Consider the following 11,420-nt stretch of genomic DNA (forward strand, 5'->3'; position numbering starts at 1 on the left):
GGATAGATCGCCGCCATCGCCGCACGATTTCATGCGCGCCATGGCCCGAGAGTCGGGCCTCCCCATCCGCTCCGACATGCCAGCCTCTCCCTTCCGGGCCAGCCGCCGACATCAGCAAGTAGACCGTATCACGATGCCCGAATTCCTCCTGTCCCGCCGCAGCACGCGGCCGATCCGCGTGCTCTCCCTCCTGCTCGGCTGCACCGCCCTGGCCGCGCTGCCGCCCGCCGCCCGCGCCCAGAGCGCGGACGAGACCCTGGTGCTCGACCCGATCCTGGTGCAGGGCGCCGCGTCGGACGGGACCTCGCTGGCCGCCGCCACGACGAGCGGCGCCAGCCGGATGGAGACCGACATGCTCGACACCGCCGCGAGCATTTCCGTCATCACCTCCGCCGAGATCGAGCGGCGCGGCGCCACCAGCATCGAGGAGGTGCTGCAGTACACGCCCGGCGTCTCCACCGATTTCTACGGCTCCGACGACCGGTTCGACTATTTCCTGATCCGCGGCTTCGACGCCTATACCTATCGCGACGGGCTGCGGCTGGGCTTCGGCGAGAATTTCGGCGGCATCCGCGAAGAGCCCTTCGCCTTCGAGCGCGTCGAGGTGCTCAAGGGCGCGAATTCCACCACCTTCGGCATCTCCGATCCGGGCGGCATGGTGAACTACGTGTCGAAGACGCCGAAGACCGGCCGCTGGGGCGAGGGCTATGTCCAGGCCGGTTCCTTCGAGGCGAAGGAGATCGGCGCGGATTTCGGCGACGACCTGATCGAGGGGGGGCGGCTGTCCTACCGCGTCACGGCCAAGCTGCGCGACGCGGATGCGGAATACGACTATTCCCGCGACGACGAGCGCTTCGCCATGATCGGCCTGACCTGGCGGCCTTCGAACGCGACCGAGCTGACCTTCCTGCTGGACTATCTCGACCGCGACGGCGTGCCGGGCGGCACCGGCCATCCCTCGGGGACGAATTTCGACCGCAGCACCTTCTTCGGCGAGCCGGATTTCAACTACCGCGGCACCGAGCGGACCAGCGCGACGCTGATGGCCAGCCATGATTTCGGCAACGGGCTGACGCTGGGCTCCACGCTGCGCTGGAGCGATGCCGACAGCGATTTCGGCTATGTCTATCTCAACGGCACCGCCGCGCCGACCACCGCCTACCGCTACTACTTCGCCAACGAGACCGACGAAGAGACGCTGATCGGCGACGTCCATCTGCAATACGACATGGATCTGGGCTGGGCGAAGAGCCGGACCCTGGCCGGGGTCGATGCCAGCCAGGGCGACCGGCGGGCGACCAACTGGTGGGCGGGGGCGGATCCGATCGACTGGACCGATGTGCATTACGCCGGCGGCATCGATCTGGATGACCTGACCCCCTACCAGGATCTGCGCACCGAGCAGGAGACCCGCGCGGTCTATGCCCAGCAGGAGCTGACCTTCGCCGACCGGGTGATCCTGTCGGGCGGGGTGCGGCAGGACTGGTTCGATATCACCCGCACCGACTATCTGGCGGGGACGAAGGAGTCCGACGATTTCGATGCCACCACCGCGCGGCTGGCGCTGACCTACAAGATCACGCCGCAGCTCTCGGTCTATGGCTCCTACGCGGAATCCGTGGTCCCGGCGGGGCTGGAGATCGCGCCCGAGCGCGGCGAGCAGTACGAGATCGGGGTGAAGTACCGCCCGGCGGGGACCTCCTCGATCCTCAGCGCGGCGCTCTACGACCTGACCAAGACCAATATCACCGTCACGAACCCGAACACCTATGTCCAGGAGACCGTGGGCGAGGTGGAGGTCCGCGGCCTCGATCTGGAGGCCAAGGTCGACCTGGTCCGCGGCTTCGACGTGATCGCCGGCTATTCCTGGATCGACAGCGAGATCGTCGAGAACGGCACCGGCGGCAACGAGGGCAACCAGCTGGGCTTCGTGCCCGAGCAGACCGCCTCGCTGTGGGTGAACTACACGCTCGACGGGCGGGGGCCGCGCGGCGACATGACCTTCGGGCTGGGGATGCGCTATACCGGCGACTACTACGCGACCAATGACAACGAGATCGAGGTCGGCGCCTATACTATCTACGACGCCTCCTTCAGCTACGACCTGGCCGAGAACACCTCGCTGGGCGTCACGGTCTCGAACCTGCTCGACGAGAAGGTCCTGGTCTGGGAAGGCGGCGGCGCGAATTTCTACAACCCCTCGCGCGAGGTCGCGGTCACGCTGCGCCGCCGCTGGTAGCGGCTCAGCCCGCGCGCTGCGCGCGGCGCCAGGCGGCCGGGGTCTCGCCGGTCACCTGGCGGAAGGTGCGGGTCAGATGCGCCTGGTCGGCAAAGCCCAGCCGCGCGGCGATGTCGGTCAGGCTGTGCCGGTCGCTGCCCGCCAGCAGGCCGCAGGCCATGTCGACCCGCCGCCGGGTCTGCCATTGCAACGGCGTCATGCCCGTCGAGTTGCGGAAGACATGGCCGAACCAGCTTTCCGACAGCCCGACCATCGCGGCCAGCTCGGCCACGGCCAGGCGCCGCCCGCCGGCCGCGTCGAACCCGTCGCGCAGCCGCCGGAGCTGCGCCGCCGTCAGCCGCGCGCCGCCGGGTTCCGGCGGGGCCGGGGGGGCCTGCGGCGCCATGGGGCCGAGATCGAGCAGCCCCGAGACGATGCCCGCGGCGATGGTCTCGGCGAAGAGGTCGTGCTTGCTCGGCGCGGTGACCTGCGCGACCAGCATCTCCGCCAGCCCGGTCAGCATCCCCGGATCGGCCAGCTCCACCGGCCGCGCGATCGCGGCCAGCGCCGCGGAGCGCCCGAGCGAGGGCTCGAGGATCCGCAGCAGCCGGTCGCGGTGCAGGTGGATGTCGAGATGCGAGAATTCATGCGCGGCGGTGAAGCGCGTCTGCATCGGCTGCCCGGCCGGCAGGTAGAGCGCCCGCGCCATCGGCCTCAGCCCCGCCTCGGGGCGCAGCGCGCCGGTCGACATGACGATGCTGCGGGCGATCTCCTCGAAGAAGATCATGATCCTGGGATCGCCGCTGACATAGTGGCCGCCCGCGCCCTTTCCGGCGGCGGCCTGCCAGTAGGTGCCCATCATGCCGTCGAGACTGCGCCAGCGGACGGGAGTCCGGCGGCGGATGCCCTCGGTATGGGCGATGACGCTGTGAAGAAATGCCAAAGGGGAACGCCCCGTGTTCAGCCACTGACCAGGTCTGGCAGGGAAGCCCCGGGGCTGGACCGAATTTCGTGGGGGGATGATAGGACGCCCGCCCGCCCGGGTGCAAGGGGCGTCAGACGCCGGCCGGGCCCGCCGCCGCCAAGAAAAGGCGCGGAACAGCCGCTTGCGCCGGCCGCCGCCCGATCTGCCCGTGCGAGGCGTGCCTTTTCGGCGGGGAGGCGACGGCCACCGCGCGCGGCCACGTCATGCCCTTTGCTGCGATCCGTTCGGCGACCGGACGATTGCGGCGCGCGCGGCGGTTCCCGGCGCGGTGGCAGAGGAGCGGCTGCAGGTGTCTCGCCAGCTGCGCAAGCGCGCCGCCGATGATGCTCTGCGGCATGGCGGCGGCTCCGGCCCATGCCATGCGGGCCCGTTTCTTCCCGGGACACGCCCCGGGTTGAAGGCGCGGCGGAGGTGCCCCCGTTCCCGCCCGGGAACAGGACCCTGCGGGAGACGGGCTCCCCCCCCCCCGCAGCTCGGCCATCGCCCAAATCGGGCAGGCAGGGGGCGTCCGAAATCCGGTCCATGTCCGCGATAGGGCGGCCCCGGGGGCGGTGGTCATTTCCGGCCGGGGCCGATCTCGGAGGCAAATCCGGCTGAGTGGCAGGCGGACAGGACGCCGGCACAGCCGGGCTGCGCGCATTGCGTCTTCCGTGGAAGGGAATCCGGCCCCGGGTGGCCCGGGCGCTGGCCCGGTTCCTCCGGCGGCGGTCCGGTCCCTTGCCGCCGCCGGACCTTCCTCCACCGCTCTCCATCCGGAAGGACCCCGTCCGTGACGACGCGCTTCTCCGCCAGACCTCTGCCGAAACTCGCCGGTCCCGCCGGCTGGAACGCGATCCTGCCCGCGCGGGCGCCACTGCCGCCGCTCGATGCGGAGCGGAGCGCCGATATCGTGGTCGTGGGCGGCGCCTGCTGCAGCTCGATCCGTCGCTGCACGTTTTCCTGCTGGAGGCGGGGCAGATCGGCGAAGGCTCCGCCGGGCGCAATTCCGGCTTCATGATCGACCTGCCGCACGAGCTGACCTCCGAGGACTATGCCGGCGGCGGCGGCGACCGGGCGCAGATCGCGCTGAACCGGCAGGCCATCGGCTTTGCCCGCGAGGCGGTGGCCGGGAACGGGATCGCGCCGTCCTATTTCGAGCCCTCGGGCAAGGTGAACGGCGCCGCCTGCACCGCCGCCGATGCGCGGAACCGCAGCCATGCCGCCCATCTCGACCGGGCGGGGGCTCCGTGCCGGACGGGTGCTGCGCCGGGTCCTGCCTCCGGGAAGGGAAGATCGGAGCCGGACGCCGCTCCGGGCGGGGGGCATGCTGCCGGGGAAGATCGCACCCGGCCGCCCGGATCAGTTGCGCGCCTGCACCAGGCCTGCCAGCTCGTCGAGGAAGTAGTCCATCGCGCGGAAGGTCATCGGATAGACGTGGAAGCGGTCCGAGGAGTGGAACCGGCCGGCCGCGACGGCATCGAGAAAGCCGGTCGCGCCCGGCGCGATCTGCTCCAGCGCCGCCAGCATCGCGGCCTCGTCCTCGCCGCGGTCGGAGATATGGGTCGTGAAGATCCAGTCGGCATTCATCTGGCCGATGATCTCGGGCGAGAAATTCGCGTCCTGCCGCCCCTCGGGCACTTCGCCGACCACCGGCAGCGGGCGGAAGCCGAGATCCTCGAGCACCTGGGACTGCGCGCCATAGGTGCGGAAGAGCCGGATCGACCCGTTCTCGGGATTGGGCAGCATGGCGACATAGCTGGGGTGGCCGCCCGCGCCGGCGATCTCCGGACGGAGCGCGTCGATCCGCGCCCGGTAGCGGGCCAGGAGGGCGTCGAAAGTCTCCTGCCGGTTCACCCAGCCGGCGAAGTCCCGGTAGTTCTCCATCGCCGTGCGGCCGTTCATCGGATCGAAGATGATGGTCGGCGCGATCGTGGCCAGCTGGTCGCGGTATTCCAGCGTGTCGCCGAGATTGCCGATGATCAGATCCGGGTGCAGCGAGGCGATGCGCTCCATGTCGAGCTGGCCATGCACCGAGGCAAGGGCGATGTCGTCGAAGGTCAGGCCGTAGAGCTCGCGCCCGGAGCGCACGAAATAGCTGCCGTCGCCGCTCATCCGTCCGGTGCTGCCGACCAGGTTCGCGCCGAGCTCGTAGGCCATGACCGTCACGGTCCAGTCGTGCAGCGAGACGATGCGCTGCGGCTCGGCGGGATAGCTTACCTCGTAGCCTGCATGGTCGGTGATCGTCCGCAGGGCCTCCTGCGCGGCGGCAGGCAGCGCGGCGAGCATGGCGACGAGGGCGGTAAGGTATGGTTTCATCTGGACAGTCCTTGCCGGTTGGAAACGGGTCGTGTTGCGCCTCAGCGCACGGGTCGTGTTGCGCCTCAGCGCGCCAGCCGTCCGGCCCGCGCGGCGAGCACGAAGACCAGGACCCCGACGACGGAGATCATGATGCCGGCCGAGACCTGGACCGGCCCGAAGAGCGTCCGGCCCGCCGTGTCCGCCCAGAGCAGGATCAGCCCGCCCGAGAGCATCGCGGCCAGCAGCACCTCGGTCGGCCGGTCGCCCACCAGGCTGCGCGCGACATAGGAGGCCATGAGCCCGATGAAGGCCACGGGGCCGCAGGTTGCGACGACGGGCGCGGCGAAGGCCGCGGCGAGGATGATATATGCGGCGACGGAGGCGCGGGTCGGCACGCCGAGGGCCCGGGCCTCGGCATCGCCCAGCAGCAGCGGCGACATGCTCCGGCCGAGGCCGAGCGCCAGCGGCACCAAGAGGAGCCACCACAGCCCCAGCAGGCGCGCATCCGCCGCGTCGACCGCCGCGAGCGTCCCGCGCGACCATTGCATGAGCGCCGAGAAGTTCATGGCGCTTCCGGTCACGAGGATGATCTCGACGATGGAGCCGAGGAAGATGCTGGTCGCCAGGCCGACCAGGATGATCCCGCCGCCGGTCAGCATCCTGCGCCCGAGCCCGACGACCAGCAGCGCGGCGCCCAGCGAACCCGCCAGGGCGAGGGCGGCGAGGACCGGCGGGGCGATCACCGCGGAACCGGCCAGCGCGCCGCCCAGCAGGACTGCCACCGAGGCGCCGTCCGAGAGCCCGAGCAGGCCGGGATCGGCCAGGCCGTTGCGGGAGACGACCTGCAGCAGGTAGCCCGAGGCCGCCATCATAGACCCCGCCAGCACCGCCGCGACGATCCGCGGCATCCGGAAACCGGCGATCATCCGCGCGGGGTCCTCCATCGCCTCCCGCGGCAGGGTGACGGCCTGCCAGATATCCGCGGCCCGCGTTCCGGAATATCCCGCCGCCAGGGCCAGCCAGCAGCTTGCCAGGAGCGCCAGCAGGAGCAGCGGCGCGACGATCAGGAACCGCCGTCCGACCGGCAGCGAGAGGACCCGGCCGAGCCGGAGGACGGTCGTGCCCGGGGTCATCGCGCCACCCTCCGGGCCGTGGCGAGGACGAGGACCAGGAACGCGGCCCCGCCGGCCAGCCCCATGACGCTGCCCACGTTCAGCACTTTCGGCGCTGCCATGGTGCGCGCGGCCAGATCTGCCGCGGTCACCGCCAGCGCTCCGCCCCCCGCGCAGAAGAGGAGCGGCCCGCGGCCGAACTCGCCGGCGATCAGCCGGGTCGCATGGGGCAGGATCAGGCCGACGAAGCCGATCGGCCCGACCACCACGACGGCGCTGACCGAGAGGATCAGCGCCACCCCCAGCGCGCTCCCGGCGATCAGCCGGACATGGCCGCCCATCACGGCCGCCTGCTCGTCGCCGAGCGCCAGCAGGTCGATCGCCCGGCAGACCGCCAGGGCCGCCGCCATCGCCACCGCGCCGAGGGGCGCCATCAGCCGCAGCTCGCGGTAGTCGAAATTGCCGATATCGCCGATCAGCCAGCTGATGACGTTCTCGAACCGGTCGGGGTCGAAGGACAGGACCAGCGTCGTCGCCGAGGAGAAGAGCACCCCGACCATGGATCCCGCCAGCACCAGGTTCAGCCGCGGGTCGCCCTGGCCGCGCAGCAGCCCCGCGGTCGCGAAGGTCAGGGCCAGCGCCAGGAGCGCGCCGGCAAGCGCCGGCAGGAACAGCGCCCCGCCCGAGGCGCCGAGGAAGAAGACCGACAGCACCACGAAGGCGGTCGCGCCGGAATTGACGCCGAGCGTGGAGGGCGAGACCAGCCCGTTGCGGAAGACGCGCTGCATCAGCAGCCCCGACACCGCCAGCGCCCCGCCGCAATAGAGCGCCACGGCAAGGCGGGTCAGCCGCTGCTTGACGACGATGACATGGCTGAAATTGCCGCTGTCATAGGAGAAGAGCGCGGCGATCACCTCGCCCGGCGGCACCGGCATCGCGCCGGAGGCGAGATGCAGCACCGAGACCGCCAGCAGGGCGGCGATGAGCAGCGGACCGGCAATCGTCACGGCGCGGCCGCTCCGAGCGGGACGTGGAAGACGGCGCCATGGGCCCGCGCGGCGCGGGTGCGGACGCCGAAGACCGCGGCGATCATCTCCTCGGTCAGGACCTCCTCCGGCGTGCCGAGCCCGGCCAGCCGGCCGCGCGACAGCATCGCCACCCGGTCGGCATAGAGCGAGGCCTGGGTGAAGTCGTGCAGCACCGCGATCACGGTCCTGCCGGCCCGCGCCTGCCGCCGGGCGCAGTCGAGGATGCCGAACTGGTGCTTGAGGTCGAGATAGGTGGTCGGCTCGTCGAGCAGCAGCGTCTCGCTGCCCTGCGCCAGCACCATCGCCATCCGGCAGCGCTGAAGCTGGCCGCCGGAGAGGGCGCCGACCCGCTTCCCCAGGAGCTCCTCCACCTGCATGTCGCGCACCGCCCGGGCCACCGCCGCCTCGTCCTCGCGCGACCGGCGCGACAGCAGGGACTGGTGGGAATAGCGGCCCATGGCGATCATCTCGTGCACGCTCATGTTCGGCGGCGGCGATCCCGCCTGGGTCAGGACGGCGATGCGCCGCGCCAGCATCCGGCGCGACAGGGCCGAGACGTCCTCGCCCCCGGCCAGCACGCGGCCCGCCGAGGGACGGTTCAGCCCGGCGATGACCTTCAGCAGGGTGGATTTCCCGCAGCCGTTCGGACCGAGGACCGCAAGGAACTCCCCGCGCCGCGCCTCGAGCGAGAGGGCCTCGATGACCGGCGGCCCGCCATAGCCGAAGCTGACGCCATCGACGGTGATCCGTGGCTGTTCCACAGCGACATCCTCGCCCTGTGCCGGGCTGGTTGAGATGTCCTCCCCGGGGACGAGTCTTACGGTGCGAAGTACCCGATAACAATAGTAAGGTATACCATGTGCCGCAGAAACCGCCGCCGCGGGCGTCATCGCGGGCCGGAGCTCTCTCGAGACTGGCAAACCGGGGGGGGGCCGTCCCGCGCCAGGTGCCATTCCCGGCGCGGGACGGCATTCTCCACGCAAGAACAGCGCCTAGCAGTGTGCTCAAATAGTCTGTTCGGCCGTGGAGCGTGGAACGAAACTGAGAAAATGGCCCTGAGATCTGCCAAACCTGCGCGATTCAGGGAGTATTCTTGGCAGAATCCAGAAGAATTTCCTCCGCGACGCTCACCTATAATCCTTTTGCAGCACCCTGCTAGGCGCGGTCCGCGCCATGGATTTCCGCGGCCGGACAGGGCAGGGCGGAGAGGGTCGGCTTGTCCTGTGCCTCGCCACGCGCGGGCCTCTCCGGCAGGCCCGTCGGCGCATGGAACGCCCGATCGGGTTCGCCGCGCGAATGGCCGGAAAAGTCGCGGGACCGGCTCTCGAGGGCATCTGCGGGACGGGGCGGCGAGGTCCGCCAGCATTGCGCGACTGCGACTTCTTCCGGGGCTCCCCAGCGCCCCGGCACCCGTGGCAGGCCAGCCCCGAATGTCGCCGTCCGCGGGACAGAGGTCCCGGAGCCTCGGCCGCAGTCGTCCGCCTCCGCCCTCCGAAAGCCGCCCGGCGTCGCCCCTGCTTCGACGGCCTCTGCCGGGAGGCGGCTAGCGGCCGACGAAGCGGCCGGGGCTCTCTCCGGTGAGGCCGCGGAACATGGCGATGAAGGCCGAGGCGGTGGAATAGCCCAGATCCAGCGCGACCGCCTCGACGCTGGCCCCGGCCTGCAGCCGCGAGATCGCCGCGACGACCCGCAGGCGCTGGCGCCATTCCGTCAGCGACATGCCGAGATCGCGGCGGCAGCGGCGGATCAGGCTGCGCTCGCTCATGCCATGGGCGCGCGCCAGCTCGGCCAGCGGGCGCCCGTCCGAGGGATCGGCGCGCAGCACCGCCAGCAGCGCCCCGAGCTGCGGATCGGCCGAATCCGGCACGAAGCTGTCCGCCACCCGGCAGGCCGAGAGCTGGTCCGCCAGCACCCGGAGCAGCCGCCCCTGCGCCGCGCTGCCGTCCCAGGGCACGGCGCGCAGCTCCTCGAGGATCGCGCGCAGGAGCGGGGTGACCACCAGCGCGCAGAGCCGCCCGGGCATGGCGGCGCAGAGATCGCGGGCGACATAGACCGAACAATGCTCGGTCGCCTCGCGGTTGGAGCCGGTATGCGCCAGTCCCGGCGGGATCCAGATGCCCATATGCGGGGGTGCCAGCAGACGCGCGCCGGCCGCCGTCACCTCGGTTACCCCGGCATGGCAGTAGACGAACTCGCCCCAGTCATGCGCCGCCTCGGGATAGAGCCCGTTGGCCGGTACCGCCTCGACCCGGTGGAAGACCGGCCCCGGCAGCCGGTCGGTGAAGGGCGAGGCGCGCAGATGCGGCGCCGCAGGTTTCGGCATGGCTGGCCCGTCCTCGCTAGCGACTGGCAGTTCTGCGCTATATGCCGCAGATGCGACGGGATAGACAGCGCGGAGTTCTCCGTCCGTCAGGTGCGCCATGAAGAAACCCGTCGATGCCGCGGCCCTCTCCGCGATGCTGGTCCTCTGCCTCGTCTGGGGCATGCAGCAGGTCTCCATGAAGGCGGTGGCCGGGGCGATGGAGCCGGTGCTGCAGATCGGCCTGCGCTCGGCCGTGGCGGCGCTGCTGGTCTGGGGGTGGAGCCGCTGGCGGGGCCGGGACCGCTGGGTTCCGGGGGTGCTGGCCGGACCGGGGCTTGCGGCGGGCGGGCTCTTTGCGCTGGAATTCCTGCTCGTGGCCGCCGCGCTGGAGCGGACAAGCGCCGCGCATGTCTCGGTCTTCCTCTATACCGCGCCGGTCTTCGCGGCGATCGGGCTGCATCTGGCCCAGCCCGAGGAGCGGCTGCGGCCGGTGCAATGGACGGGGGTGGCCGTGGCTTTCGCCGGGGTGGCGGCGGTCTTCCTGCTGCCCGGAGAGGGCGGCGCTCCGGGGCTGACGGCGCAGATGCTGGCGGGCGACCTGCTGGCGCTCGGCGCGGGGCTGGCCTGGGGGATGACCACGGTGGTGATCCGCACGACGCGGCTGGCGGAGGCGCCGCCGGCGCAGACGCTCTCCTGCCAGCTCGGCATCGCCGGGGCAGCGGCGCTGGCCTTCGCCTGGGCGACCGGGCGGACCGGGGTGGCGCCGGGCGGGCTTCTCTGGGCGAGCCTCTCCTTCCAGACGCTGGTGGTCTGCGCGCTGAGCTTCCTCGCCTGGTTCCGCCTGCTGCAGATCTACCCCTCTTCGCGCCTCGGCATCCTCAGCCTGATGACGCCGCTCTTCGGCGTGGCGCTCGGCGCGCTGCTGCTGGGCGAGCCGCTTTCCCCGGGCTTTCTCGCGGGCGGCACGCTGGTGCTGGCGGGGATGGGCATCGTGCAGGGCCACGAGATGCTGCTGCAGAGGCGCCGCCGGGCAGAGGCCTGCCGCGCGGCGCAGGCCTGACCAGACGGGCCTGACCAGACGGGCCGGGCGGGGCGGGATCGTGCGCTTCCCGCGGCTCCGACGCCTAACCGGCGGCCCTTGGCGGCGCAGGTTCCGCAATGGCCAGACCGCCTGCACAGCTACGGTCGTCGCAACGTTCTGCCGCGTCATGGCTTGTCTGAGTGCCCGCACCGGCCCTGCGGGACCGCAGGGCCGGCGGCCATCAGCGTCCGGCGGCATGTCCGAGCGGGACGGCCCGGCCCGGTCCCGGTGCGCCGCAGGATGTTCCCGGTTGTCCGCCCGACCGCGAGGGCCTTGCTGCTCCGGCCGGCGGGGGGTCTGCGGCTTGCCGACAGCAGGCGGACGGGGGAGCGTTTGGCAGGCGCCGTGAGCTTCGCTGCCGCCGGGGACGGGCGGAAGCCTGCCGTCTGCCTGGCGCCCGCAGGCAAGCCACCGGGT

10 protein-coding genes are annotated in these 11,420 nt (G+C 71.5%); 2 read left to right on the top strand and 8 right to left on the bottom strand.

Annotated elements, in window-relative coordinates; genetic code table 11:
• Positions 1 to 133: 133 nt before the first annotated feature.
• Positions 134 to 2,239, top strand: a complete 2,106-nt coding sequence (locus tag FGX59_RS06330) for a TonB-dependent siderophore receptor (protein ID WP_138465678.1) — start codon at positions 134 to 136, stop codon at positions 2,237 to 2,239.
• Positions 2,240 to 2,243: 4 nt separating this feature from the next.
• Here FGX59_RS06330 and FGX59_RS06335 read toward each other — a convergent pair whose 3' ends face one another.
• The 8 genes from FGX59_RS06335 to FGX59_RS06370 form a co-directional block, all read right to left on the bottom strand.
• Complete coding sequence (locus FGX59_RS06335; RefSeq protein WP_138465679.1) at positions 2,244 to 3,161, bottom strand: AraC family transcriptional regulator; 918 nt, start codon at positions 3,159 to 3,161, stop codon at positions 2,244 to 2,246.
• Positions 3,162 to 3,273: 112 nt separating this feature from the next.
• Positions 3,274 to 3,540, bottom strand: a complete 267-nt coding sequence (locus FGX59_RS06340) for a hypothetical protein (protein WP_138465680.1) — start codon at positions 3,538 to 3,540, stop codon at positions 3,274 to 3,276.
• A gap of 218 nt (positions 3,541 to 3,758) precedes the next feature.
• Positions 3,759 to 4,400 carry a hypothetical protein gene (locus tag FGX59_RS06345; RefSeq protein ID WP_138465681.1) on the bottom strand — a complete coding sequence of 214 codons (642 nt, stop codon included), beginning with the start codon at positions 4,398 to 4,400 and terminating at the stop codon, positions 3,759 to 3,761.
• Positions 4,401 to 4,541: 141 nt separating this feature from the next.
• Positions 4,542 to 5,498 (bottom strand): ABC transporter substrate-binding protein, encoded by a 957-nt coding sequence (locus FGX59_RS06350; RefSeq protein WP_138465682.1) that lies wholly within the window; start codon positions 5,496 to 5,498, stop codon positions 4,542 to 4,544.
• Between the two features lie 65 nt (positions 5,499 to 5,563).
• Positions 5,564 to 6,613 (bottom strand): iron ABC transporter permease, encoded by a 1,050-nt coding sequence (locus tag FGX59_RS06355; RefSeq protein WP_138465683.1) that lies wholly within the window; start codon positions 6,611 to 6,613, stop codon positions 5,564 to 5,566.
• On the bottom strand, positions 6,610 to 7,599 hold the full coding sequence (locus FGX59_RS06360) for an iron ABC transporter permease (RefSeq protein ID WP_138465684.1): 990 nt from the start codon (positions 7,597 to 7,599) through the stop codon (positions 6,610 to 6,612). Before FGX59_RS06360 ends, FGX59_RS06355 begins: the two co-directional genes overlap by 4 nt.
• Positions 7,596 to 8,381 carry an ABC transporter ATP-binding protein gene (locus tag FGX59_RS06365; protein WP_171060534.1) on the bottom strand — a complete coding sequence of 262 codons (786 nt, stop codon included), beginning with the start codon at positions 8,379 to 8,381 and terminating at the stop codon, positions 7,596 to 7,598. The genes FGX59_RS06360 and FGX59_RS06365 overlap by 4 nt, the downstream gene beginning before the upstream one ends.
• A 782-nt stretch (positions 8,382 to 9,163) precedes the next feature.
• A complete protein-coding gene (locus FGX59_RS06370) occupies positions 9,164 to 9,943 on the bottom strand; it encodes a helix-turn-helix domain-containing protein (RefSeq protein WP_138465686.1) in 780 nt (259 codons plus the stop codon).
• Between the two features lie 97 nt (positions 9,944 to 10,040).
• Between FGX59_RS06370 and FGX59_RS06375 the strand changes: the two genes are divergently transcribed.
• Positions 10,041 to 10,982 carry a DMT family transporter gene (locus FGX59_RS06375; protein WP_138465687.1) on the top strand — a complete coding sequence of 314 codons (942 nt, stop codon included), beginning with the start codon at positions 10,041 to 10,043 and terminating at the stop codon, positions 10,980 to 10,982.
• The last annotated feature ends 438 nt before the right edge of the window (positions 10,983 to 11,420 follow it).

The sequence above is a fragment of the Poseidonocella sp. HB161398 genome (assembly GCF_005870025.1).
GTDB lineage: Bacteria > Pseudomonadota > Alphaproteobacteria > Rhodobacterales > Rhodobacteraceae > Mangrovicoccus.